At 29.9% G+C, this 25,474-nt stretch carries 21 protein-coding genes; 9 read left to right on the top strand and 12 right to left on the bottom strand.

What is annotated here, in order from left to right; translation table 11 throughout:
• Positions 1-15: 15 nt before the first annotated feature.
• The 6 genes from ACSIGC_RS17365 to rpmH form a co-directional block, all read right to left on the bottom strand.
• A complete protein-coding gene (locus tag ACSIGC_RS17365) occupies positions 16-1,341 on the bottom strand; it encodes a TolC family protein (protein ID WP_442266030.1) in 1,326 nt (441 codons plus the stop codon).
• Positions 1,342-4,512 carry an efflux RND transporter permease subunit gene (locus ACSIGC_RS17360; protein ID WP_442266029.1) on the bottom strand — a complete coding sequence of 1,057 codons (3,171 nt, stop codon included), beginning with the start codon at positions 4,510-4,512 and terminating at the stop codon, positions 1,342-1,344.
• Between the two features lie 3 nt (positions 4,513-4,515).
• Positions 4,516-5,649, bottom strand: coding sequence for an efflux RND transporter periplasmic adaptor subunit (locus ACSIGC_RS17355; RefSeq protein ID WP_442266028.1), 1,134 nt, complete (start codon positions 5,647-5,649; stop codon positions 4,516-4,518).
• A gap of 8 nt (positions 5,650-5,657) precedes the next feature.
• A complete protein-coding gene (locus ACSIGC_RS17350; RefSeq protein WP_442266027.1) occupies positions 5,658-6,113 on the bottom strand; it encodes a MarR family winged helix-turn-helix transcriptional regulator in 456 nt (151 codons plus the stop codon).
• 139 nt (positions 6,114-6,252) lie between these two features.
• On the bottom strand, positions 6,253-9,105 hold the full coding sequence (carB, locus tag ACSIGC_RS17345) for a carbamoyl-phosphate synthase large subunit (RefSeq protein WP_442266026.1): 2,853 nt from the start codon (positions 9,103-9,105) through the stop codon (positions 6,253-6,255).
• 104 nt (positions 9,106-9,209) lie between these two features.
• Positions 9,210-9,371 carry a 50S ribosomal protein L34 gene (gene rpmH, locus ACSIGC_RS17340; RefSeq protein WP_095072834.1) on the bottom strand — a complete coding sequence of 54 codons (162 nt, stop codon included), beginning with the start codon at positions 9,369-9,371 and terminating at the stop codon, positions 9,210-9,212.
• Between the two features lie 218 nt (positions 9,372-9,589).
• On the opposite strand from rpmH, the gene ACSIGC_RS17335 reads away from it, so the two are divergent.
• The 3 genes from ACSIGC_RS17335 to ACSIGC_RS17325 all read left to right on the top strand — a co-directional run bounded on the left by ACSIGC_RS17335 (position 9,590) and on the right by ACSIGC_RS17325 (position 12,412).
• The gene (locus tag ACSIGC_RS17335) at positions 9,590-11,203 is read left to right on the top strand and encodes a CTP synthase (RefSeq protein ID WP_442266025.1); all 1,614 of its coding nucleotides are present in this window, start codon (positions 9,590-9,592) and stop codon (positions 11,201-11,203) included.
• Between the two features lie 157 nt (positions 11,204-11,360).
• The gene (locus ACSIGC_RS17330) at positions 11,361-11,930 is read left to right on the top strand and encodes a Crp/Fnr family transcriptional regulator (protein WP_299679712.1); all 570 of its coding nucleotides are present in this window, start codon (positions 11,361-11,363) and stop codon (positions 11,928-11,930) included.
• A 59-nt stretch (positions 11,931-11,989) separates the two neighbouring features.
• Positions 11,990-12,412 carry an SRPBCC domain-containing protein gene (locus tag ACSIGC_RS17325; protein WP_299679709.1) on the top strand — a complete coding sequence of 141 codons (423 nt, stop codon included), beginning with the start codon at positions 11,990-11,992 and terminating at the stop codon, positions 12,410-12,412.
• Between the two features lie 128 nt (positions 12,413-12,540).
• On the opposite strand, the gene ACSIGC_RS17320 is transcribed toward ACSIGC_RS17325, so the two are convergent.
• The 4 genes from ACSIGC_RS17320 to ACSIGC_RS17305 all read right to left on the bottom strand — a co-directional run bounded on the left by ACSIGC_RS17320 (position 12,541) and on the right by ACSIGC_RS17305 (position 16,293).
• Complete coding sequence (locus tag ACSIGC_RS17320; protein WP_299679706.1) at positions 12,541-12,762, bottom strand: hypothetical protein; 222 nt, start codon at positions 12,760-12,762, stop codon at positions 12,541-12,543.
• Between the two features lie 87 nt (positions 12,763-12,849).
• Positions 12,850-14,118, bottom strand: a complete 1,269-nt coding sequence (locus tag ACSIGC_RS17315; protein ID WP_442266024.1) for a TlpA family protein disulfide reductase — start codon at positions 14,116-14,118, stop codon at positions 12,850-12,852.
• Between the two features lie 450 nt (positions 14,119-14,568).
• Positions 14,569-14,808 carry a hypothetical protein gene (locus ACSIGC_RS17310; protein WP_442266023.1) on the bottom strand — a complete coding sequence of 80 codons (240 nt, stop codon included), beginning with the start codon at positions 14,806-14,808 and terminating at the stop codon, positions 14,569-14,571.
• Between the two features lie 252 nt (positions 14,809-15,060).
• Complete coding sequence (locus tag ACSIGC_RS17305) at positions 15,061-16,293, bottom strand: ABC transporter permease (protein WP_442266022.1); 1,233 nt, start codon at positions 16,291-16,293, stop codon at positions 15,061-15,063.
• Between the two features lie 4 nt (positions 16,294-16,297).
• On the opposite strand from ACSIGC_RS17305, the gene ACSIGC_RS17300 reads away from it, so the two are divergent.
• Positions 16,298-17,569, top strand: a complete 1,272-nt coding sequence (locus ACSIGC_RS17300; RefSeq protein WP_442266021.1) for an exo-beta-N-acetylmuramidase NamZ family protein — start codon at positions 16,298-16,300, stop codon at positions 17,567-17,569.
• Here ACSIGC_RS17300 and ACSIGC_RS17295 read toward each other — a convergent pair.
• Together ACSIGC_RS17295 and ACSIGC_RS17290 are read right to left on the bottom strand one after the other, a co-directional pair.
• Positions 17,547-18,563, bottom strand: a complete 1,017-nt coding sequence (locus ACSIGC_RS17295) for a PLP-dependent cysteine synthase family protein (RefSeq protein ID WP_442266020.1) — start codon at positions 18,561-18,563, stop codon at positions 17,547-17,549. The genes ACSIGC_RS17300 and ACSIGC_RS17295 overlap by 23 nt on opposite strands.
• Positions 18,564-18,672: 109 nt before the next feature.
• Positions 18,673-20,769 carry a S9 family peptidase gene (locus ACSIGC_RS17290; RefSeq protein ID WP_442266019.1) on the bottom strand — a complete coding sequence of 699 codons (2,097 nt, stop codon included), beginning with the start codon at positions 20,767-20,769 and terminating at the stop codon, positions 18,673-18,675.
• Between the two features lie 132 nt (positions 20,770-20,901).
• Between ACSIGC_RS17290 and ACSIGC_RS17285 the strand changes: the two genes are divergently transcribed.
• The 5 genes from ACSIGC_RS17285 to ACSIGC_RS17265 all read left to right on the top strand — a co-directional run bounded on the left by ACSIGC_RS17285 (position 20,902) and on the right by ACSIGC_RS17265 (position 25,446).
• The gene (locus ACSIGC_RS17285; RefSeq protein WP_299679685.1) at positions 20,902-21,225 is read left to right on the top strand and encodes a YbaB/EbfC family nucleoid-associated protein; all 324 of its coding nucleotides are present in this window, start codon (positions 20,902-20,904) and stop codon (positions 21,223-21,225) included.
• Between the two features lie 8 nt (positions 21,226-21,233).
• Complete coding sequence (locus ACSIGC_RS17280) at positions 21,234-21,611, top strand: VOC family protein (RefSeq protein ID WP_442266018.1); 378 nt, start codon at positions 21,234-21,236, stop codon at positions 21,609-21,611.
• Positions 21,612-21,613: 2 nt separating this feature from the next.
• Positions 21,614-21,928 (top strand): DUF2752 domain-containing protein, encoded by a 315-nt coding sequence (locus ACSIGC_RS17275; protein WP_442266017.1) that lies wholly within the window; start codon positions 21,614-21,616, stop codon positions 21,926-21,928.
• Between the two features lie 14 nt (positions 21,929-21,942).
• The gene (locus ACSIGC_RS17270; RefSeq protein ID WP_442266016.1) at positions 21,943-22,287 is read left to right on the top strand and encodes a CCC motif membrane protein; all 345 of its coding nucleotides are present in this window, start codon (positions 21,943-21,945) and stop codon (positions 22,285-22,287) included.
• A gap of 183 nt (positions 22,288-22,470) precedes the next feature.
• Positions 22,471-25,446 (top strand): AAA domain-containing protein, encoded by a 2,976-nt coding sequence (locus ACSIGC_RS17265; protein WP_442266015.1) that lies wholly within the window; start codon positions 22,471-22,473, stop codon positions 25,444-25,446.
• Positions 25,447-25,474 lie beyond the last annotated feature (28 nt).

The following is a 25,474-nucleotide window of genomic DNA, read 5'->3' as shown; positions in this document are numbered from 1 at the left end:
TTTATTTTACAACTATTAAAAGTTATTATTTTCAAGCAAACTTCCTGCTAATTGTAACAACTGAAGTTCTGCATTTTTAGCTACATATTTAGCATTATTTCTATTTAGCTCTGCATTTATAAGATTTATTTGTGCTTGTCGAAAATCTATTGATGAAATTTGACCTAATTTATATCGCTCATTTGAACGCTCAAAATTTAATTTATTGGTTTGCACATTTTGCTCTTGAACCTTAAGTGAAAACAAACTGTTTTGATAAGTTTCCCAGGCATTATTTACATCTCTTTCTAATTGTTCTTTTAATTGATTTTTACGAATCTCCTGTGTATCTAAAGCTATTCTTGCATTGGTTACGTTTGTCCTAGTTCTACCTCCATCGAATATATTCCAAGATAAATTTACGCCTGCATTTAAACCTGTTCTAGTATTACTTATTGGACTAAATGCATTTGTTGCATCACTATTACTTTTATTCCAAGCATAAGAACTTGTTAAACTCACGTTTGGCATCCAACCAGATTGATTAATTTTTACATCTAACTTACTTAGTTCTATATTCTTTTGAGATTGCAATAAATTAGCATTATTAGCATTGGCTTGAGATAAAATAGTATTAAACACCAAATCTTCATTATACAAGACATTAGTATCTACAGTAACAGGTGTATTTACTTTTCTACCTAAAACGACATTTAAATCTCTTTTAGCATTATTTAATTGTCTTTTTACATCGATATAAGTTATACTATCATTGTTCACATCAACTTCAGCATTTAAAACTTCGAGCTTTGTACTTTGTCCATAATCAAAACTATACTTGGCTCTTTTTAAACGCTCTTTTGATATCGTTAATGCTTGTTTTTGAGTACTTTCATTTTCTGTTAATCTTCCAACTTCATAATAAGCAATAAACAACGTAATTAACGTATTTTCCATTACTTGACGAGCCTGTAATTCGGTTAAATTATAACTTTCTTTTAACCTTTTAAAAGTATTCTTTCTATTAAACCCGTTAAAAAGGGTGTAGTTTAATCCAACCGAAGCATTATACGATTTAGATTCTGCTCCAGTAACAGAATTAATAGTACCATCTTGGAATTCAAGATCTGTATCATTATTTGTATAATTTGCTCCAGCATTTCCAGTAACAGTAGGTAAATAACCACTATTATAAATACTTTTATTGTTTTTAGCTGTTTCTAAATTATTCTTAGTAATTCGTATATCGTAATTATTTTCTAACGTTAACTCTACCGCCTTTTCTTTACTTAATAATTCTTGAGCATGAAAAGAATAACCCGTTATTAAAAATCCTAATATGATTCCTATTTTATTTCTCATTTATATCTCTTTTATGCTAATTTCTTCACTTTCTGATTTTAATTCTTTTATAGCTCTTTCTACCTCTTCTCTACTTGGTTTTTTCCCTTCCCAGAACCATTTCACGTATACTTTTGCATAATTAGATATTGAAAGTAAAACTGGTAATGTTAGTAATGTTAAGAAAGTAGCTATTACAATTCCATACGCAATAGAAATTGCCATAGGAATTAAAAACTGAGCTTGTCTACTTTCTTCAAAAATTAAAGGTGCTAATCCAGCTACTGTAGTAATTGTCGTTAAGAAAATAGCTCTAAATCTCGATTTTCCAGCTGCAAATAAAGCCTCTTCATACTTTAATCCTTCTTTTAAATAACTGTTGAATTTACTAATCAGTACTAAACCGTCATTTACCATAATACCGATTAAAGCAATGATTCCTAAAAGAGATAAAATATTTACTGCGAAACCATGAAAATAATGTCCCCAAGCAACTCCAATTAAACTAAAAGGAACCATTATTAATAACATAAAAGGTTGTCCGTAAGAACGGAATGTAAATACAATAACAATGTAGATTAACAATAAAATAACTGGTCCTACAACTGCTGCTGACCCTGAAACTTTTGACGCTTCTCTATTTTGACCTTCATATAAAGCAGTTACTGAAGGATATTTTGCTGTGATTTCTGGCATTATTCGTTCTTGAATATCTGTTAAAGCGTCTGTTGCACTCGCTTGTGCATCTTTCATATCTGCCTCTACCTTAATCTCTCGCTGTCCTTCAAGATGATTTATTGAAATCTCTCCTCTTTCAATCTCATAAGTCGCTATTTCAGCTAAAGGAACTCTATTTCCTGAAGGAGTTGCGATTCGCATTTCATCTAAGTTTTTAATAGATGAACGTTCTTTCTTATCGTAACGCACCCAAACTTTAATTTCATCTTGTCCTCTTTGAAAACGTTGTGCTTGTCTACCAAAGAAACCACTTCTAATTTGAGACATTACTTCATTTAAATTCAAACCTAAGAGATATGCGTTGTCTTTTAATTGAATCTTAATTTCTTTAATCCCTTGCGGATCATTATCAGTAACATCTTTTAGCTCTTGATTTTTTTTCAGTTCTTCTTTCAGTTCTAATTTAGCTGCTTTTAGTTCTTTTATATTATTACTTAATAAAGAAACAGAAACTGGACTTCCTCCAAAATTTCCTCCTGAACCAAATGTTAAAGATTCTACTCCATAAACCTCTCCTACTCTATCACGAATTACATTTGTGATTTCTCTAGAGCTAAAAGTTCTTTCTTCACCTGGTAATAAATTAATTCGCAGAGAAGCTTGAGCAGAACCTGGACCAATTTGTTTTAATATATTTTCTACAACTGGTTCTCCATCAACTCCATATTTTTCTGTAAACTCTTTCTCCACTTCCCAAACTTTAGCCTCAACAACAGAAATAATACTATCTGTAATTTTCTCATTAGTTCCTTGAGGCATTGTTAGATTTACTGAAACACGATCACTTGCTATAGACGGAAAAAATGTTCCTCTAATAATACCACCTTTAAATGCACCTGTAGTAATTAATAATAATGCGAAAGGAATTACTAAACCTATTACTTTATAATTTAGAACAAATTTTAATGCTGGCGCATAAATATTATCACGCATAAAATCCATAGCGATTTCTGCGTATTTGTTTAGTGTATATAATTTTTGATTTCTGTCTAAGGATTTGGAATGTGCTACGTGAGCAGGAAGAATTATTAATGCTTCCACCAAAGAAAGAATTAATGTAAGCGCTACTACTGTTGCTACTTCCCCAAAGAACTCTCCAATATTACCATCTAAAAAGAAGAAAACCGAAAAAGCTAAAACTGTTGTTGTTATTGCTGAAATAATTGGAGGAACAACTTCCATAGTTCCATCAATTGCTGCACGAATTGGATTTTTACCTTGCTCGAAATGATGATAAATATTCTCGGATATTACAATTCCATCATCCACCAAAATTCCGATTACGATAATCATACCGAATAATGATAACACATTAATTGTAATATTGAAATATCCTGCTAACATAAACATTCCAAAGAATGCTACTGGTAAACCTGCTGCTACCCAAAATGCTAATCGTGGACGTAAGAATAATGATAAAAACAACATTACTAACAACATTCCTTGCCAAGCATTTTTAAATAATAGTTCGGTACGTTGATTTAAAGTGATAGAAGAATCTCGTGTAATTTCTACTTTAACAGTATCATGCTCTTCATTAAACTTTTCTACATACTCATTAATTTTCTTAGCCGAACTTAAAAGATCTTCATTGTTTGTATTACTTACCTGTACTCTTACCGCTAAATTTCCATTATAATAGTTTCTATTTGGGGTTTCATTCCAAATATCTCTAACTGTAGCTACATCTTTTAATCGGATAATTCTTCCAGAAACATCTGCTCTAACTACCAAATTATCTAACTCATCTCCGTAGTACGATCTATTATTCGCTCTAATTAAATATTCTTCAGCGTCTGTTTTTACAGAACCTCCTGTAGTTAAAATATTTGATGCAGAAACTGCACTTGCAACTTGATTAAAAGTTAAATTATAAGCGATTAAATCATTCTCTCGAACTGCTATTTCTATTTCTTCAGCAGGATAACCTGAAACTGTTATTTGAGAAATTCCATCAATTCTACGAATATCATTTTCTATATTTCTTGCAATATCTTTTAATGATTTTAATGGAATTTTATCTCCAGTAACTACGAAACTTATGGTCTCCGCAACATTTTCAACTTTGGCTACAACTGGAGGTTCCATTCCTGTAGGAAAATTCGGAACTTTATCAACCGCATTCTTCACATCAGCTAAAACTACATTTATATCGTAATCTTTAAGCGTTTCTACTCGAATACTAGCAGAATTTTCAGAAGATGTAGATGTAACTCGATCTACTCCAACTAAACCTTTTAAATTGTCTTCTATTTTAAGTACAACTCCTTCTTCTATTTCTTGAGGAGAAGCACCCGGATACACAACATTAATATTGATAAACTTTGCTCTTGTTAAAGGAAAGAATGATGATTTTAAGGTTGAAAAACCAAAGTATCCTAAAATTACAAAAGCAATTATAATAATGTTTACCGCAACAGGATACTTAATAAAATATGCTATTATTTTCTTCATTCCTTACTTTTTTACTTCTTGTTTTGTTTCAGAAAATAATTTCACTGGCATACCAGCATAAGCTCCTGGAACAGGCTTTGAAACTAACTGTGTTCCATTTGCCAATCCTTTTATAATAACTGTATTTTCATTAAAATGAACAGGATTAATATCTACCAAATCTAATTGATTGTTGTTAACTACATAAACAGCTTTATTTTCTACCAATAACTTTCTGTTGATTTCTAAAGCATCTTGAACAGATTTTGTAGCAACACTCGCTTCTAAATACATCCCTTCACGTAAACCTTTTCCTTTTACCTCAATAAAAACCTGAACAGTTTGTGAAGTTTGATCTATTTTCCCATTAATTCTGGTTACTATTCCTTCCCAAGTTTTTGTTTTTTCAAGATTATATAAAACTACTTTTTTTCCTTTCTCTAAAAGATCAGCAAAACTTGCACTTACTGACAAAGGAAGCTCTAATACCGAAGTATCGATAAACTCACCCATTCTTTGTCCAGATCTTACTAAAGTTCCATTAGTAACTAAAGCTTCAGTTAAAATTCCATTAAAAGGAGCTCTAATATTATATTTTCCTAAATGAACTTCTAAATTTTTAATGTTATAGAACGTTGTATAAATATTCTTACCTGAAATGAAGTACTTTTCTTTATCTGACTTTGGTTCTGGTAATGGTTTTAAAGTTGAATTAATATCAAAGTTTTTTAAATAAGTATCCCAAGCTTGGAAAGATTCAGAATAATCTAATCGAATGTCTGGCATTACAGAAGCTATTAAATTCTGTAAAGAGCTTCTTTGAGATTGTATAGAAGCATAAAACTCTTGATTATTTATTCTTAATAAAGTTTGTCCTTTTTTATATGAAGTTCCTACTCTAAAATCCTTTCCAGCAGTTTGTAAAACTCCTTGAACTTCAGAATAAATATCTACTTTATTTTTTGCTATTAAATTACCATTTGCAGTAATCTTAATTGGAATTTCACTGTTTTTAACTGATTCAACAAAAACGGTTTTTTCTACTTTTGTTGCCTTTTTTTTCGGCGTCTTTTTACTACTTTCAAATCGTTTTGATATAATTACTGCTAAGGCTAAGATTAATATTCCTACTCCTATTGATATGATTAGTTTTCTCATGTTTATATTTAGTTGCTAATACAACTGTTATCTGATTTAGCTATTAAATTTTCTTGTACTTTTTTGATGACTTTTATTGTTGCTTTTATCTCTTCCTCAGAAATATTTTCTTGTAACGACTGTGCAAAGTCTTCTATAATTGGTAATGTTTCTTTAAATAATAATTCTCCTTTTTTAGTTAAAAAAATATGGTTAATTCTCTTATCTAATTTTGATGGGATTCTTGCTACCAAACTCTTCTTTTCCATAGTATTTATTAAACGAGTTAATGAGGTTTTATCTCGTCCTGTTAAAAATGCTAACTCTTGTTGTGGCACACCATCTTTCTCGTCTAATTTCTTCAACAATATCCATTGTGTTTTCGTAAGCTTAATATCTTGCTCATGAAATATATCTTGAATATGATTATCAATCATTTTCGTTGTTTTACCTAACCAAGGTGCTAATGTATTTTCTAATCCCATAAAAGCTATTTATAGGACGCAAAATTACAGCTAAGGTTTAATTTAGTTGCATATACAACAAGTTAAGTTTCTGTTAAAAAAAGACAAAAAAAAACCTGAAAATTAACTTTTCAGGTTTTTGATTTTTATGCAGTAATTATTATTTGCTTAAATACATTTTTCTTCTAGAATATAAATCGTAGAAATCATCGTCTCTTAAATTATCTATAAATAAAATGCTCTCTCCTGTACTCTTCATTTCTGGTCCTAGATTCTTATTTACATTTGGAAATTTATTAAAAGAGAATACCGGTTGCTTGATTGCAAACCCTTCCAACTGTGGATTAAAATCAAAATCAGTCACTTTTTTATCTCCTAACATTACCTTCGTAGCGTAGTTTACATAAGGTTCTTTATAAGCTTTTGCTATAAACGGAACAGTTCTAGATGCTCTAGGGTTTGCTTCAATGATGTATACTTTATCATCTTTAATAGCAAACTGAATATTAATTAATCCAACAGTATCTAATGCTAGTGCTATTGTTTTTGTATACTCTCTTATTTGATCTAATACTAACTCACCTAAGTTAAAAGCAGGTAATGTAGCATTAGAATCTCCTGAGTGAATTCCACATGGCTCAATGTGCTCCATAATTCCGATGATGTACACATTTTCTCCATCGCAAATTGCATCAGCTTCTGCTTCAATTGCTCCTTCTAAATAGTGATCTAATAATAATTTGTTATTTGGAATCTTACGCAATAAATCTACTACATGCTCTAATAACTCTTCTTTATTAATTACAATCTTCATTCCTTGACCTCCTAATACATATGAAGGACGTACTAAAATTGGAAAATCCAACTCATCTGCCAACTTTAATGCCTCATCAGCATTTTCTGCCACACCAAATTCTGGATAAGGAATGTTGTTTTCTTTTAATAATGTTGAGAAACTTCCTCTATCTTCCGCTAAATCTAACGCTTTGTAACTTGTTCCAATAATTGGAATTCCGTAACGATCTAATTTCTCAGCTAATTTTAAAGCAGTTTGTCCACCTAACTGAACAATTACACCTTCTGGTTTCTCATGCTTAATGATATCGTAGATGTGCTCCCAGAAAACAGGCTCGAAGTATAACTTATCAGCTGTATCAAAATCTGTAGAAACAGTTTCTGGGTTACAGTTAATCATGATTGTTTCGTAACCAGCTTCTTTTGCTGCATAAACTCCGTGAACACAACAATAATCAAATTCAATACCTTGACCGATACGGTTTGGTCCTGAACCTAAAACGATAATCTTTTTCTTGTCAGATACTTTACTCTCATTTGCTACATAACGTTCTCCATCAGCAGTTTCAATCTCTTGCTCGAATGTTGAATAGTAGTAAGGAGTTTGTGCTTTAAATTCAGCAGCACAAGTATCAACTAATTTATAAACACGTTTGATTTTGTAATCTTCACGTTTCTTATATACTTCACTTTCTAAACAGTTTAACATGTGAGCGATCTGACGGTCTCCATATCCTTTTTGTTTAGCTTCAAGTAATAACTCTCTATCTAAAGTATCAATTGTATATGTAGAAATTTCCTTCTCTAAGTGGAATAACTCTTCGTATTGTTTTAAATACCACATATCAATCTTAGTGATATCGTAAATCTTACTTAAAGGAATTCCCATAGCAATAGCATCGTAGATTGCAAAAACACGATCCCAACTTGCGTGAGTTAATTTATCTATTACTTGGTTATAATCTTTATATCCTTTTCCGTCTGCTCCTAAACCATTACGCTTAATCTCTAAAGATTGAGTTGCTTTGTGTAACGCTTCTTGGAACGAACGTCCAATTCCCATTACTTCTCCTACTGCTTTCATTTGTAATCCTAAAGTTCTATCAGAACCTTCGAACTTATCAAAATTCCAACGAGGGATTTTCACGATTACATAATCTAAAGTTGGCTCAAATAATGCAGAAGTAGACTTTGTAATTTGGTTATCTAATTCATCTAAAGTATAACCGATTGCTAATTTAGAAGCGATTTTTGCAATTGGATATCCTGTTGCCTTACTTGCTAAAGCAGAAGAACGAGATACACGTGGATTAATTTCAATTGCAATGATATCTTCTTTCTCATCTGGAGAAACTGCGAACTGTACATTACATCCACCTGCAAATTCACCAATACTACGCATCATTTTAATTGCCATATCACGCATTTTCTGATATGTTTTATCAGATAATGTCATTGCTGGAGCAACTGTAATTGAATCACCAGTATGAATTCCCATTGGATCCATATTTTCGATAGAACAGATAATAACAACATTATCATTATCATCACGAAGTAATTCTAACTCGTATTCTTTCCATCCCATCATGGCTTTATCAATCATAACTTCGTGGATTGGAGAAATCTCTAAACCTCTAGTTAATGATTTTTCAAACTCTTCTTCATTATATACGATAGAAGCTCCTGCTCCACCTAATGTAAATGACGCTCTAATACATAATGGAAAACCAAACTCTTGAGCTATTTCTTTACCTTTTAAATATGAAGTAGCTGTAGCTTGTGGTGCCATCGGTACATCGATAGTTTCCATTAACTCTCTAAACTTCTCTCTATCTTCTGTGATATTAATAGCATCAATATCTACTCCGATAATCTCTACTCCAAAATCTTCCCAAATACCTTTTTCATCAGCCTCGATACATAAGTTTAATGCTGTTTGACCTCCCATAGTTGGTAAAACTGCATCTATTTGTGGGTGTTCTTTTAAAATTTTAATTATAGAACGAGTATTAAGAGGCAATAAGTAAACGTGATCCGCCATTGAAGGATCAGTCATTATCGTTGCAGGATTAGAATTGATTAATATCGTTTCAATTCCATCTTCTCGTAACGAACGTAACGCTTGCGACCCTGAATAGTCAAATTCACACGCTTGTCCGATTACAATCGGTCCAGATCCAATAATTAAAATCGATTTTAGTTCTTCTCTCTTAGGCATTTGTGTTGTATTGTGTTGTTTATGTAAAAATATAAAATTGATTAGGTATAAAAAAAGGTGTTACTAATAAAAAGTAACACCTCTATATAATTGAATAACAATCATTATTTCTTTGGTCTCGTTTCAGATGAAACTGATAATTTTTTTCTTCCTTTTGCTCTTCTTCTAGCTAATACTTTTCTACCATTAGCAGAAGCCATTCTTTCGCGGAAACCGTGTTTGTTTCTTCTCTTTCTTTTTGATGGTTGGTAGGTTCTCTTACTCATTTTAAATAAATCTTAAAATTTTTCTAAACTTATCTTTTGCTAATAGTGAAATTCGACTGCTAAAAGCGTGGGCAAATATACAACAGTTTTTCGTTCTGACAAATCTTAAAAAGTTTTTTTTTAGAATATTTTTTTTAGACTGATTTTCACACATTTTTTTACACTTTTTCGTTGCAAAATCTATCATTGTTATTACTTTTGCGCAAACCTAATACTACATGAACAACACTAAATATGTATTCGTAACAGGTGGTGTAACTTCGTCACTTGGTAAAGGAATTATTGCAGCTTCTTTAGCTAAGTTACTTCAAGAACGTGGATACTCTGTTACAATTCAAAAACTAGATCCTTATATTAATATAGATCCAGGTACTTTGAATCCATATGAACATGGGGAATGCTATGTTACAGATGACGGGGCAGAAACGGACTTAGATTTAGGTCACTATGAGCGCTTTTTAAACATTCCTACTTCACAAGCTAATAATGTTACAACTGGTAGAATATACCAATCTGTAATTAATAAAGAAAGAAGAGGAGATTTCTTAGGAAAGACTGTTCAGGTTATTCCTCATATTACTGATGAAATTAAACATCGTATTAAGATTTTAGGAAATACTGGCGATTATGATATTGTAATTACTGAAATTGGTGGAACTGTTGGTGATATTGAATCATTACCTTACATAGAAGCTGTTCGTCAATTACAATGGGAACTTGGTGAAGACAACGCTATTGTTATTCATTTAACATTAGTCCCTTATTTAGCTGCTGCAGGTGAATTAAAGACTAAGCCAACACAACACTCTGTAAAAATGTTAATGCAAAGCGGTATTGGTCCGAATATCTTAGTATGTAGATCTGAACATGAAATTTCTGAAGACATTAAGAGAAAACTTGCTTTGTTCTGTAATGTAAAGAAAGAAGATGTGATTCAATCTTTAGATGCTGAAACAATATACGATGTTCCTAATTTAATGTTTGAAGAAGGTTTAGATCGTGTAGTTTTAAATAAACTAGATCTTTCTACAGAAAAACAACCAGAACTTGTTGATTGGAACTGTTTCGTTAAAAAGTATAAGAACCCAAAACGCACTTTAGAAATTGGGTTAATTGGAAAATATGTAGAATTACACGATTCTTATAAATCGATTACTGAAGCATTTATTCATGCTGGTTCTACTCACGACGCTAAAGTTAATATTCGTTGGATTCATTCTGAAGAGTTATCTGTTGACAATATCAAAGAACATTTAGAAGGTTTAAATGGTATGTTAGTTGCTCCTGGTTTTGGTGAACGTGGAATTGAAGGTAAAATTGAAGCTGTTAAATATGCTAGAGAAAATAACATTCCTTTCTTAGGAATTTGTTTAGGAATGCAAATGGCAGTTATTGAATTCGCTAGAAACGTATTAAATTTATCTGATGCAAATTCAACTGAAATGAATGAAGAAACTTCTGCTCCTGTGATTAATTTAATGGAAGAGCAGAAAGATATTACCAACATGGGAGGTACGATGCGTTTAGGAGCATGGGATTGTGAATTGATTAAAAATTCTAAAGCTTTTGAAGCTTATAATTCTCTTGCAATAAGTGAAAGACATCGCCATAGGTATGAATTTAATAGTGACTACAAAGAGCAAATTGAAGCTGCAGGTATGAAGGCAACTGGTATAAATCCTAAAACTGGACTTGTAGAAGTTGTTGAAATCCCAAATCATCCTTGGTTTGTTGGAGTACAATACCATCCAGAATATAAGAGCACAGTTTTAAATCCGCATCCTTTATTCTTAAGCTTTATTAAAGCAGCGATTACATATTCTGAAAATTAATTTTTCTAAATTAAATAGATTAACAAGGCTATCTGAAAGATAATTTTTCATCAATTTATTCTTATTTCAAATTGATAATATTGAAACTTTTTAGATAGCTTTTTTATGTGTGAAAAAATATTTTTAGCTTTAACTATCGATTAACCTAATTTCGTATATGCTTTCTTTACAACAACAGCTTCGATCTTATTTTGGAATTACTTCTGATGAATTTAAAGCTATTGAACATTTATTTTTAAGACATCAATTAAATAAGGACAGTTATTTTGTTAAAAAAAAGCAATATTGTAAAAAATTAAGCTTTGTTGAACATGGATATATTCGTGTTTTTGCAAATGTAAAAGACAAAGAAGTTACACAATGGATTACTACTAGTAGTTATTTTATTACAGACTTACATAGTTTCTTTTTTGATCAAAGATCACGCTGGAATATGCAAGCTTTAACAGATTGTACTTTATATACCATTTCTAAAGAAGATTATAAGCAACTGAGCAACAAAATACCGAACTGGTATAACGTAGAGAAAAATTTTATTTCTTCTTGTTTTTCAACATTAGAAGATCGTGTTTTTGATCATTTATCTTTAAATACAGAAGAACGCTACCTTAAATTCTTCAATCAAAATAAAATATTATTTAACGAAGTACCTTTACAATACTTAGCTTCAATGCTAGGTATGACACCTGAAACTTTAAGTAGAATTCGTAAAAAAATTAATTCTTGATTTATATCAAGTAGAACAATTGTATTCTTCTTGAAATTTGTATTCATAAAACTATTTTTATGCATACAGAAATCACAACTTCTATCCATATCAAAGCAACTCCTGAAAAAATTTGGAAAGTACTTTTAGATTCTGAAACCTACCCTAGTTGGAATCCTTTTATTTCTTCAATAGTTGGTGTCCCTCAAACTGGAAATACTATCGAAGTTAATATTGGAACTATGACATTTAAACCTATAATTCTCGAATCCAATCCCAATATCGAATTAAAATGGAAAGGAAAATTACTTTTTAAAGGGTTATTCGATGGTGAGCATCGATTCTACCTTCAAGATAATAACAACGGTACCACTACTTTTATCCAAAGCGAAAAGTTTAATGGGATTTTGATTCTTTTATTTAAGAAAAAGATACATACCGACGTGAAAAATGGTTTTAATAGTATGAACAACGCTTTAAAAAGTATGGTTGAAGAGCGTTAAGTTTATTCGCTACTCAAACTTAATTGCTTTAGATGGCTACTACTATATATTCTGAAAATTAATAAAAGAGGATTGAAAACTAATTTTCAATCCTCTTTATTTTCTACAAGAAAATATGCTTTGTTATTCTAACATTTTAACTCTTTCTTTTTTCCTCCACTAACTGTAAAACAACCAACTCCATCGACTGCTACACACCCAGCACCAGTACACTTTACAGTAACTCCTCCTGCGCATTTTGCTTCACATGTTGCGAATTCTCCTTGAGAAAAAGACGGAGCTAATCCTCCTAAAATATTCTTTAATTCATTCTTTTTTAAAACTCTTTTAATTTCAAAATTTAATTTCATTTTCAATATTATTTAAGTAAAACTTATTGTTTTTTATAGACATAATAAGATCTAATGTCTTCCTTTTATATATTTTGATTTTTTTTATTATTTTTCTAAATAATTGTTTACAAATTGAACTAAACTATCAAACGATTCATCATTACCATACGACTTATATAAAATATTCAATTCTTTATCTACTAAAATAAAAGTAGGATAACCAATAATCCTTAACTCTCTAATTAAAGGAGATTTAGAAATATTATTAGTTTTTGGCTTCTCTTTGACAATACCATTAAACCATTTAATATCATTATCTAAATTATACTTTTTTACAGGTTCAATATCCTCTTGATAAGCTACACTAACTAAACCCAAATTGTCATTGAGTGATTTATTTAATTGAATAAGTCTAGGTGTAAGCTCTTTACAAGGTTCACACCAAGTTCCCCAGAAATCAAGTAATAAAAGTTTTTGATTTCCAATAAATAAACTAGAAACCTTATTTTTATCTCCTTCTAAATTTTCTATTCCATAATCTTTCATTTTAAACCCTGGTCTAAAACCAAACTGTTTGATTTTATTGTTCTTTTTGAGCTTCAACTGAAATTTAGGGTCTAATATTAAAGTGTCAATTACATAGAACTCTTTTCCAATTTTTACATCATCCTTTAACAAATAAGAATCATAAAAAGCATTCGAGAACTTTTGGTTCTGATTTGAGAATTTAAATTCATCTCCGAAAAAACCGTCTTTATTTACTCTTACTTTAAATTGTTCTTTTGGACTTGCTGAAAACTCTCCATAAAAATAAGATGATTCTTCCGTAATTAATTGTAATCTATTTTTCAATTCAACATTTTTATTTGACTCAGGATAGTCAAAATAATTAGCATCTGGATAAAATCTTAAAGACACTGTATCTTTATATATAAAATCCTTAGTAACTTTTGAAACTGGAATTAAATAATTTCTGAATAAACTATCTATTAACTTATTGTTATTTGCAGTAAGATTTGTTATTTGTTTATCAAAAAAAACTACTTCATCATCTTTAAAAGAAAAGTTCATATTCTCATCAACTATGAAAAATTGTTTGTCTTCTGATAAGCCTGAAATCAAATAAATTCTAGACTTAAAATCTTGATATTCTTCCTCTGATATTTTCTTCTCTTTAAATAGTTTTTTTATTTTTTCATTTGGTGTAATCTCAAAATATCCTACTCTCGATAAGCTATCTGATGTATATACATCTTTCAGTTTCTCGGGTATTGAATTCAAAAAAGAGACTGGTGTTAATATTGTTGATGATGGGTCACCATGTCTTTTATATAAATCTATTATTAAATCATTCTTATTTTTACATGATATCATAAAAAATATAATGTATAACAAATAAAATCTTTTTCTAATTTTATTCATGTTTGATCTATTTTATTAATACAATGGATAGTAAAAGTTCTCCATTTTTATTTTAATATTTAATTACAAAATTTTTTAGTATTAATCCGTTAGAACATGCCTCACAAAAGTCTTTCAAGCACCTCTCAATCTAGAGTAAATACATTTATTATCTTAAGTATATTTCGCCCATCTCTACATTTAACAGGATAATTTTCCATATTCAAACTGTTTAGAAATTAATCCTTTCAAAATATTTTTAAGTTCACTCTTTTCCCTTACTTTTTTTAATTCAAAATTTAGTTTTTTCATTGTTTGTAATTTTAATAGTAGAATTAAGAAATCTATATATAACTGTTATATTTATAGTATATATTAAATGCTAGAAAGGAGAGTGAAAAAACCTCCTTTCTAGCAAATCCTTTAAGATTTACAGGTTTTTTTAACTTTTTTACCATTAGAACTTGCTTCACAAAATCCTTTAGCTGACCCTATTGTATCTACGGCAGAACATCCACCTCCACTACAAGATACTTTGGTACCATCTCCACATATAGCTGAACAATTACCTCCGGCAAAGAACTGAGGTACTAAACCTCCAGTAATAGATTTTAACTCATCTTTTTTAAGCACTCTTTTTACTTCAAAATTTACTTTTTTCATTATTTAATTTTAATAGTTAGACTTAGAAATTTATAGACACCTAAGATTTTTGTCTTTTACAAAATATATAAAAGATTTTAACATCCGTTAAAACGAATTAACTTAACAACTAATAATAAAGACTATAGCTAGATTTAAGGTCGACTTAACCTAAATTTTATCTTTCTTCTCATCAATTTAAAATCTAAAATAAGTAATTATCATGCAAAATCCAAAATATATTGTAATAATTAAAATTAAGAATTAAAATATTTAATCAAATTTAATTGCTTTTGAAGGTTGTATTTTAGAAATTATCATTGAAGGTACCAATAACATTAATAAACACAAAAACAAAGTACCTATATTCAATAAAAAGAGATAGAAAAAGTTAAATTCTACAGGAACTGTAGACACATTATAAGTTTGTGGATTTAAACTTATTATTCTAAAATATTTTTGAATAAACAATAGAACAAAAGAAATTAAATTACCCCAAAGCAATCCTTTTAAAATTAAATAAGAGGCATTGTATAAAAAAATCTTCCTTATTTCTGTGTTTTTACTACCAAGCGACTTTAATATTCCAATCATTTGAACACGCTCAAGGATTAGAACTAATAAAGCAGTTATCATATTAATTCCAGCAACTAAAATCATAATTCCAAGAATAAACCACACATTATTATCGAACAACTTCAACCAATCAAAAAGTTGCCAAAATGTTTGCAACAAGGTATTTGCCTGTAAAGTTGGACTAATATTCATGTTTATCTCCTCTCCTTTTTCTTTCAAATCATCAAAATCATCGATTAACACTTCAAAACCTCCAACTTCATCATCTTCCCATTTATTTATTCGTTGAACTTCTTTTAAATCTCCTACTATTATAGAGTTATCAAATTCAGCAAAACCAGTTTTATAAATCCCAACAATTATTGGTTTTCTTGATTTGAAACCTGTAGAAGATTCTACTTGAAATCCAATATTTATGGTATCATTTAATTTCAGTTCTAACTGATCTACGACGGATTTTGATATTAATATTTCTCGATTACGTGGTTGATCATAATTTGGTAATCGTCCACTAACTAAAAACTCTTCGAAAAAAGAAAAATCATAATCTTTATTTACTCCTTTAAATACAATTCCTTGAAAGTTATTCTTTGTTCTAATTAAACCTGCTTTATTAATGTAAGGTTGAACTTTTTTTATTCCAGAAACAGAAGTGAAATTTGGGTAAAAATCTTGGTTTAAACTTAAAGGTACCGTAGAAACATCAGAATAATTATTGTCATAATTTGTAATCTGAACGTGGCCTTTAAACCCAGCTATTTTCTCACGAATTTTATTTTTAAAACCTAAACTTACAGATACTGAAATAGACATAATCGCAATTCCTAAACTAATAGCAACAATTGCTATTTTTATTATTGGAGATGATACACTATTTTTATGCTCTTTACCAGCAATTATTCGTTTTGCAATAAATAATTCGTAATTCAAAGAAATGTTTTTTAATACAATCAAAAGTACATATTTATTCTTGTTTTTAACTACGATTTTTTCTCTTAGTTCTTGTAAACAAACTTCTCACATATCTGTTCAAGAAAAAAAGGAAAAAGAAATTGTTATTGAGAAAAAAAACACGCTAATTCTTACAGCAGCAGATCAGACTGGAATTTACATTCCTAAAATTTTAAATAAAAATATTGGAATTGTAGCTAATCAAACTTCGATAATCAATAAAGTTTCTAAATTCAATCCAGACATTACTCAAATTCACTTAGTTGATTACTTGCATAATTCAACAAAAATTAATGTAAAAAAAGTATTTGCTCCTGAGCACGGATTCAGAGGAAAAGCAGATGCAGGAGAAAAAGTAAAAGATGGTATTGATACCAAAACAGGATTACCAATTATTTCTTTGTATGGAAAAAACAAAAAACCTTCAAAAAAACAATTAGAAGACATAGATCTTATGATTTTTGATATTCAAGATGTAGGAGCACGTTTTTACACTTACATTTCTACCTTACATTATGTAATGGAAGCATGTGCTGAAAATAATATTCCTTTATTTGTTTTAGATCGTCCAAATCCGAATGCTCATTATATAGGTGGCCCTATTTTAGAACCTAAACACAAAAGTTTTATTGGTTTACATAAAGTTCCTGTTGTTTACGGGATGACAATTGGTGAATATGGTAAAATGATTAACGGAGAAAAATGGTTAAAAAATGGAATTCAATGTGATTTAACAGTAATACCTAATAAAAACTACACTCATCAATCTAGTTATAGCTTACCTGTAAAACCTTCTCCCAATTTACCAAACGACACTTCTATTAATTTATATCCTAGTTTGTGTTTTTTTGAAGGAACAAATGTTTCTGTAGGTAGAGGAACTTCGAAGCAATTCCAAGTTGTAGGTAGTCCATTTCACCATTTAGAAAACCATAAATATAGTTTTATTCCTAAACCAAATGAAGGTGCGAAATATCCAAAACACGAAAACAAGAAATGTTTTGGTTACGATTTGTCTTCAGAAAAAAAATTAGAGCAACTGAGTTTAAAATGGTTAATTGAGTTTTACAATGCTCATAAAGAGCATTCAAAAGAAAAAGCGTTTTTCACTTCATTCTTTACTAAATTAGCTGGAACTAAACTATTACAAGAACAAATAGAGAATGGCTTATCTGAAGAAGAAATCAGAACAACCTGGCAAAAAGATTTGGATGAATTTAAAAAAGTAAGAGCTAAATATTTACTTTACGAGTAATAGAAAAACCTTGAGCTTTCATCCATTCATCTGAATAAATTTTATCCATATAACGAATTCCGTGATCTGGAAGAATAACAACTACAAAACTATCCGATTTAAACATTCCTTTTTCGGCGTATTGTTGCGTTGCTTGAATTACTGCTCCAGAAGTATAACCGCATAATAAACCTTCTGAACGAACTAATTCTCTTGCTGCTAAAGCGGCATCTTCATCTGTTACCTTTTCGTAAATATCAATAATATCAAAATCTGTTGAAGTAGGAATTAAATTCTTACCTAAGCCTTCTATTTTGTATGGTGAAATTTCCTTTGGATCAAATTCTTTTGTTTCGTGAAATTTTTTAATTGCTGAACCAACAGCATCTACACCTAAAATTTTTATATCAGGATTTTGTTCCTTCAAAAACCTTCCTGTTCCAGAAATAGTTCCTCCAGTTCCACTAGCAGCAACTAAATGAGTAATCTTACCTTCTGTTTGTTTCCAAATTTCTGGTCCAGTTGTCGCATAATGAGCTTCAATATTTAACTCATTAAAATATTGATTGATATAAATTGAATTTGGAGTTTCTTTATGGATTCGTTTTGCTGTTTCATAATAAGATCTAGGATCATCTGCCGCAACATTAGCTGGACAAATATGAACCTCTGCTCCCATTGTTTTTAAAACATCAATCTTATTTTTTGAAGATTTATCGCTTACAGCCAAAATACAACGATAGCCTTTTACTAAACTAATCATAGCTAAACTAAATCCTGTATTTCCTGAAGTAGTTTCTACAATAGTATCACCTGGAGTTAAAATCCCCTTCTTCTCAGCATTTTCTATAATATGAAGTGCAATTCTATCTTTTGCTGATTGTCCTGGATTAAAAGATTCTAATTTCGCAAAAAAATCTCCTTGTAAATCTTTAGTAACACTATGTAATTTAACTATTGGAGTTTCTCCTACTAAATCTAAAACCGAATTTACTATTGTTTTATTCCTATTCATTCTATATATAAAGAAACGTTATTGTAATAATTGAATCATCTATTTATAATTGAGATGTTTGTTTTTTACAATAACGTTTACATTTACTCAATCGAGGGCAAAAATATAATTATTTTTCTAACTTGTCTTCTAAAGCTAATAAGAAAGTATACTCTCTGGCGGTTTCTTTTAATGAATCGAACCTTCCAGAAGCACCTCCATGACCAGCTTCCATGTTTGTATGTAAAAACAATAAATTACTATCTGTCTTTACTTCACGTAATTTAGCCACCCATTTAGCTGGTTCCCAATACTGTACCTGACTATCATGTAATCCTGTAGTGACTAACATATTTGGATATGATTTCGATTCTACTTGATCATAAGGTGAATATGATTTAATGTAATCATAATATTGCTTGTCGTTTGGATTTCCCCATTCGTCATATTCTCCAGTCGTTAACGGAATACTATCATCTAACATAGTAGAAATAACATCAACAAAAGGTACTGCTGCTATAACTCCATTATATAATTCAGAATTTGTATTTACTACAGCTCCCATTAACAAACCTCCTGCAGAACCTCCCATAGCATACAAATGCTTTGAAGAAGTATAACCGTTATCAATTAAATATTTAGAACAATCGACAAAATCGTTAAATGTATTCTTTTTATTCAACATTTTTCCATCATCGTACCATTCCCTTCCTAAATATTGGCTTCCTCTAATATGTGCTAAAGCGAAAATAAAACCACGATCTAACAGACTTAAACGTGTCGTTGAAAATCCGTCAGAAACCGTATATCCATAAGAACCATAAGCATATTGCAATACAGGTGTATTTTCATCAATCTTTGTATCTTTTCTATAAACAATAGAAAGTGCAACTTTTTTACCATCTCTGGCTGTTACCCATAAACGTTTACTTTCGTAATTATTTTTATCAAACTTTCCTCCTAATACTTCTTGTTCTTTTTTGATTTCTTTAGATTGATCTTTCATATTGAAGTCAATCACAGAACTTGGAGTCGTCATTGAGTTATACGAATAACGAATTATATCTGTATCAAATTCGGGATTTGAATATACTCCGGCAGAATATGTTTCTTCTTCAAAAGGTAAATAGTAATCCTCTGCTCCATCCCAACGTTTTATTCTAATTTTAAATAATCCGTTATTTCTTTCTTCTAGAACTAAATAGTCTTTAAATATTGAAAAATCTTCTAAAAACGTATCTTTTCTATGCGGAATTACATCTACCCAATTTTCTTTAGCAGTATTATTTTCAGGAGTTTTCATAACTTTAAAATTAGTTGCTCCATCAATATTTGTCTTGATATAGAAATGATCTTCATAATGAGCAATATCATATTCTAAATCACGCTCACGTGGTTGAATTAAACGAAACTCACCATTTGGATTATCAGCTTCTAAAACTTGGTACTCACTAGAAACTGTACTGTAAGAACCTATGACTAAATATTTTCTCGACTTTGTTTTGGTTACAAAGACCCCAAAAGTTTCATCTTTTTCTTCAAAAACCAAAACATCTTCAGAAGTATCTGTTCCTAAAATATGTTTATAAATTTTAGAACTTCGTAATGTTACAGGATCTTTCTTTGTGTAGAATAATGTTTTATTATCATTGGCCCAAACACTTCCTCCTGTTGTATTTTCTATTTTATCACTGTAAACTTCACCTGTTTCAAGATTCTTTACTTTAATAAAATACTGGCGTCTACTAACTGTATCCGTTGCATAGGCTACCAACTTATTATCTGAAGATACATTTAATCCGCCTAATTGAAAATAATCATGTCCTTCCGCTTCTTTATTAACATCAAACATTATCTCTTCTTCTACTTCTAAACTACCTTTCTTTCGAGAATAAATAGGGTATTGTTGCCCTTTTTCATATCTAGTAATATAGAAATACCCATTCTTTTTATAAGGCACAGATTCATCATCTTCTTTAATTCTTCCTTTCATTTCTTCAAATAAAGATTCCTGAAAGTTATTCGTATGCCCCATTACCTTATCAAAATAGGTATTTTCAGCTTCTAAATAATCGTAAACTTTTTGAGTTTGTTCGTCTTTTTTTTCTGCGTTCTTCTGTTCATCTGTTAAACGCATCCAGAAATAATTATCTATTCTTACATCACCATGTTTCTCTAACTTTTCTGGACTTTTATCAGCTACAGGTGGTTTTATATTATTCTCCATCTTTTCTTTTTTGCAGAACGCAAAAGTAACATTTATAGCAATACTTAATATAAGATTTTTTGGGTTTCATTAATTTTTAGTAGTGTAAAGTAGTAATTTTGCAATGAAACATTATTTAAAATCATATAACTTATGTTCGGAGATTTATCTGGAATGATGGATAAGCTTAAACAAGCACAACAAAAAGTTGAAGAAACAAAACAGCGTTTAAACACTGTATTAATTGATGAAAACGGTGCTGACGGGAAAATTAAAGTTACTGTTACTGCTAACAGAGAAATTAGAGCAATTAGTGTTGATGATACTTTATTACAAGATGCTGAAGAATTAGAAGACTATTTAGTGTTAACTTTAAATAAAGCACTAAAAAGAGCAGGAGAAATAAATGAACAAGAAATGGCTATCGCTGCTAAAAGCGGAATGCCAAATATTCCAGGTATGGATATGTTCAAATAACTACAAAAATGAATTTAAATCAAATTACTGTTCCTTCTTTAGACTTAACTAAATCAATTCCTTTTTACGAGCAATTAGGTTTAAAACTAATTGTTAAAGCTCTTCCACATTATGCTAGGTTTGAATGCCCAGATGGAAATGCTACTTTTTCAATTCATTTGGTTGAAGAATTACCTGTTGGAGATGGAATTTATGTCTATTTTGAATGTGAGAATTTAGATACTCAAGTTAAAATTCTTAAAGAAAAAGGAATCGTTTTTGATCAAGACCCAGTAGATCAAACTTGGCTTTGGCGAGAAGCTAGGTTAAAAGATTTAGGTGGGAATAAAATCATCTTATTTTACGGTGGAGACAATAGATTAAATCCGCCCTGGAGAATTAAATAAAAATGCAAGAAGCAAAAGAAAATAAAAAAGCTGAAGATTACATGCTACCTTGTTTAAACAAGAAAATGTTTGGAATTGATTGCCCTGGTTGTGGTTTTCAAAGGTCGGCTGTTTTAGTTGCTAAAGGTGAGTTTAAACAAGCCTTTAATTTATTTCCAGCTATTTACACTTCTATTTTTTTTATTTTAGCCATCGGTTTTCATTTTTTCAGTAAGAAGAAAATCTCAGCAAAAATATTGCTTATTGTAGCTATCATTAATGTTTTAACTTTAATGGCAGCGTATCTAATAAAAATGAATAAACTATTTTTCAATTAAATAAACTTTAAAATATGTTCGAATTTGAAGAAAGAAAGCTGCCTAATGCTACAGCCGTACTAGTTCTTGGTATTTTTTCTATACTAACTTGTTGTTGCTATGGTGTTCCTGGAATATTATTAGGAATTATAGCCTTAATTTTATACAAAAAAGATAAAGATTTGTATTTATCCAACCCAAGTGTTTATACAAATTACTCAAACTTAAATACAGGATTTATTTTATCTATTATCGGAATTGTTTTAAGTTTCATTTTTATCTTAATGATTGTTTGGGCAATTTCTATGGTAGGTTGGGATGCTTTACAAGATCCTGAATTAATGAGAGAGCGAATGGAACAATTAGAACAAATGCAGTAAAACTAGCTCTTAAAAAACTTAATAAAACTTTAAAGTGATTACTCTATCACTTTTAACAATACGAAAAGCAGGCCTTTATAAAAAGTCTGCTTTTCGTTAATAAAAAACTTCCAAAAAGCAACTTCCTATTTTATTATTATTCTATTTTCGCCAGCTTTAGTTTAAGATTACGGGGATTATATAATGAACGAAAAAAACTGGTTACACTATTACAAAAATAGCTTAACAGATAGTGAAAATTTAGCAGTTGATATTGCTAAAATTAAAAATTTGTATCATCAAAACAATTCAGATTTAAGTAATGCTTTTATAAACAACAAGCAAGCTACTGAATTGATAGATGCAGAGGAAAGAAGAATTAATAGATTACGTGGTATTTTAAAAAAAGATAGTAGTAATTGGCACGAAATTGATCAAACAAAAATTTTAATAGCTCCTTTCCATTTAGAATATCAAACAGATAACCCTAAATTCAAACAAAAATTAATTCATCCTTTTTGGATTTATGCTACTGTAAATAGATTAGGACAGTTATCTGCTCCTAAAGATATTTTCCCGCTAATTGTTCGTAATTACATGACGCCAATGGCAGATGTAAAAAATGATTTCATTTTCACTTCTATCGACACAGTATTAGATGCTAAAGAAATTGAACCTCCAATGCCAGAATATGAAGATGAAGTGGTTCCTTGGAATGAATACTGGGACTATATTAATGAGGTTTTTAAAGCTATTACTTATAAAAACTTATACCAATATAGAGCTGAAAAATACACTACACAGTTTAAGTTAACTTACTTTTCTGTAAGCTCTAAAATATCTACAGCAAAAAGTATATTATTTTTATACGAGAACTTATTAAATTATGATGAAGAGTTACCATTACTATCTAAAATAATTACTCCTGAACAAGTTGTAAAAAGAGATGCCATTACTGATGAAGATTTTTTAAACTTCAACCACCTACATTTAGGTCAAATGTCAGATAGTTTCCCTTTATCTGTAAGTCAACGTAAAACTTTATTATCCTATTTATCTGCAGAAAAAAGCTCTGTTACCGCAGTTAATGGACCTCCAGGAACTGGAAAAACAACTTTATTGCAGAGTTTAGTAGCTACAGAAGTAGTAAGAAGTGCAATTATTGGTGAAGAGCCTCCAATTGTTTTAGCTTGTTCAAACAACAATCAAGCTGTTACAAATATTATAGATAGTTTTATTAATTCTGAAAGTAGCTTGACAGAATTATCTAAAAGATGGATCCCAAACTTTAAAGGTTATGCCACTTATTTACCTTCAAACGGAAAAAATGAAAAGTATTTGGGGGATATTAATTTCTTAAAAGGTAATTTATTCGGACATGAAGGAACTTTATGTAATCTTGAAAATGAAGAATATTTAGAAGATGCAGAATATAATTTCTTAACCGAATACTGTAATTATTTTAATATACAGAGTAATTCTATAGAAGATGCCATTGATCATATTCAAGATGAAATTTTAATTATTGAAGAACAATTGATTGACAGTGTTGATTTTCCTAGAAATCATATAAAATCAATTAATTTCATTAATAAATCATTACTAAATGAAGAAGATCATGTTACTCGAGAAAACTTCAATATTGGTAAACTTACTGCTTGGAGAACAACTTTAAGTTCTTTAAAGGCTAGTTACAAAAAAGCTGATTTTCTTTCTTTAGTAAAAGAACACTTTAAAGTTAATAATGAAGAACCTACAGAACATAAAAATTGGATTTTTAAAATAGATGAAATCACAATTAACGATAAAGAAAAAACGAATACATATTTAAAAGAGCTTATTAATCATTTAAATATCGCGCTTCAAACCAATTTAAAATTGAAAAGTTGGAGAAAGCAAATAAACATTGAAAGCTTCCCTATTTTGAAGGAAGAAGAATTATGGGCTTCTGAATTTGAAAAATTAAATTCAAAAAACACAACTCCTCGTTTTTACTATGATGAACTAGACGTTTCTTTACGTCACAAAGCTTTTTTATTAGCAACACATTACTGGGAAGGGAGATGGTTATTAGCCACAAGAGAAGCTTTAGAAGAAGATACTGAGAGAGGAACAGGAGAACAAGCCATTATGTTAAAATGGAAACGTAGAGCAATGTTAACACCTTGTTTTGTGGCAACTTTTTACATGGCGCCAAGTCACTTTTTATATAGCCAATATCAAGGAGAAAATGAAAATGGAAAACCTATTTTTGAATATTTTCCGCTATATAATTTTATCGATTTATTAATTATTGATGAGGCCGGACAAGTTACTCCTGAAGTAAGTATTCCTGTTTTTGCGATAGCCAAAAAAGCTTTCGTCGTTGGTGATTTAAAACAAATTGAACCTATTTGGTCTATTCCTTCTAGAATTGATAAAGGAAATTTATCTAGCTTAAATATCATTCAGCAAGAACAAGACATGTATTCTTTAGAAAATTCAGGTTTTTTAGCTTCCAATGGATGTATTATGAAAATGGCTCAAAACTCTTGTGAGTATGAAACACCAATTAATAATACCAAAGAACAAGGTTTAATTCTTTTAGAACACAGAAGGTGTAATGATGAAATTATTGATTTCTGTAACGAATTGGCTTATGGTGGTATTTTAAAACCAATGAAAGGTAAAGCTAGAGAAGAACAAGCTTTTCCTTCGATGATGGCTTATCACATTAACGGCGTAAGTGAACGTAAATATAATAGCCGACAAAACATACAGGAAGTAAAAGCTATTATTACTTGGTTACAACAAAATAAAGAAAAAATACAAGATGCTTACAATGTAGATCATATTGAAGAAGTTTTAGGAATCATCACTCCATTTGCAAGTCAAAAAGGAGAACTGTCTAAAGCTTTAATTGAAGCTGGTTTTAAAGTTAGTAATATTAAACTAGGAACAGTGCACGCATTACAAGGTGCAGAAAGAAGTATTATTTTATTTAGTTCTGTATACACCAACGAAGATGAAGGTACTATGTTCTTTGAAAAAGATAATAAGCCGAATATGCTAAATGTTTCTGTTTCTAGAGCAAAAGATAGTTTTATTTTATTTGGAGATACTAGAATTTTTGACGAAACAAAAAACACTCCTTCAGGAGTTCTGAAGAAACATTTGAATATTTATGAAATGGCAACTTAAAAGCTAAAAAAAGCCTCATAATATGATA

It is taken from the genome of Tenacibaculum aquaeponti, from assembly GCF_052084715.1.
Lineage (GTDB): Bacteria > Bacteroidota > Bacteroidia > Flavobacteriales > Flavobacteriaceae > Polaribacter.
Note: the sequence above shows the minus strand (reverse complement) of the source record. Positions and strands in the feature narration are given on the sequence as shown.

Bases quoted from the DNA above. Each gene is read 5' to 3' on its own strand.
- ACSIGC_RS17360 (WP_442266029.1), bottom strand. From the start codon at position 4,512: ATGAAGAAAATAATAGCATATTTTATTAAGTATCCTGTTGCGGTAAAC.
- ACSIGC_RS17330 (WP_299679712.1), top strand. From the start codon at position 11,361: ATGCTTTCTTTACAACAACAGCTTCGATCTTATTTTGGAATTACTTCT.
- ACSIGC_RS17335 (WP_442266025.1), top strand. From the start codon at position 9,590: ATGAACAACACTAAATATGTATTCGTAACAGGTGGTGTAACTTCGTCA.
- ACSIGC_RS17325 (WP_299679709.1), top strand. From the start codon at position 11,990: ATGCATACAGAAATCACAACTTCTATCCATATCAAAGCAACTCCTGAA.
- ACSIGC_RS17310 (WP_442266023.1), bottom strand. From the start codon at position 14,808: ATGAAAAAAGTAAATTTTGAAGTAAAAAGAGTGCTTAAAAAAGATGAG.
- ACSIGC_RS17365 (WP_442266030.1), bottom strand. From the start codon at position 1,341: ATGAGAAATAAAATAGGAATCATATTAGGATTTTTAATAACGGGTTAT.
- ACSIGC_RS17290 (WP_442266019.1), bottom strand. From the start codon at position 20,769: ATGGAGAATAATATAAAACCACCTGTAGCTGATAAAAGTCCAGAAAAG.
- ACSIGC_RS17280 (WP_442266018.1), top strand. From the start codon at position 21,234: ATGAATTTAAATCAAATTACTGTTCCTTCTTTAGACTTAACTAAATCA.
- ACSIGC_RS17270 (WP_442266016.1), top strand. From the start codon at position 21,943: ATGTTCGAATTTGAAGAAAGAAAGCTGCCTAATGCTACAGCCGTACTA.
- ACSIGC_RS17355 (WP_442266028.1), bottom strand. From the start codon at position 5,649: ATGAGAAAACTAATCATATCAATAGGAGTAGGAATATTAATCTTAGCC.
- ACSIGC_RS17300 (WP_442266021.1), top strand. From the start codon at position 16,298: ATGTTTTTTAATACAATCAAAAGTACATATTTATTCTTGTTTTTAACT.
- ACSIGC_RS17265 (WP_442266015.1), top strand. From the start codon at position 22,471: ATGAACGAAAAAAACTGGTTACACTATTACAAAAATAGCTTAACAGAT.
- ACSIGC_RS17295 (WP_442266020.1), bottom strand. From the start codon at position 18,563: ATGAATAGGAATAAAACAATAGTAAATTCGGTTTTAGATTTAGTAGGA.
- ACSIGC_RS17285 (WP_299679685.1), top strand. From the start codon at position 20,902: ATGTTCGGAGATTTATCTGGAATGATGGATAAGCTTAAACAAGCACAA.
- ACSIGC_RS17315 (WP_442266024.1), bottom strand. From the start codon at position 14,118: ATGATATCATGTAAAAATAAGAATGATTTAATAATAGATTTATATAAA.
- carB (WP_442266026.1), bottom strand. From the start codon at position 9,105: ATGCCTAAGAGAGAAGAACTAAAATCGATTTTAATTATTGGATCTGGA.
- ACSIGC_RS17350 (WP_442266027.1), bottom strand. From the start codon at position 6,113: ATGGGATTAGAAAATACATTAGCACCTTGGTTAGGTAAAACAACGAAA.
- rpmH (WP_095072834.1), bottom strand. From the start codon at position 9,371: ATGAGTAAGAGAACCTACCAACCATCAAAAAGAAAGAGAAGAAACAAA.
- ACSIGC_RS17320 (WP_299679706.1), bottom strand. From the start codon at position 12,762: ATGAAATTAAATTTTGAAATTAAAAGAGTTTTAAAAAAGAATGAATTA.
- ACSIGC_RS17275 (WP_442266017.1), top strand. From the start codon at position 21,614: ATGCAAGAAGCAAAAGAAAATAAAAAAGCTGAAGATTACATGCTACCT.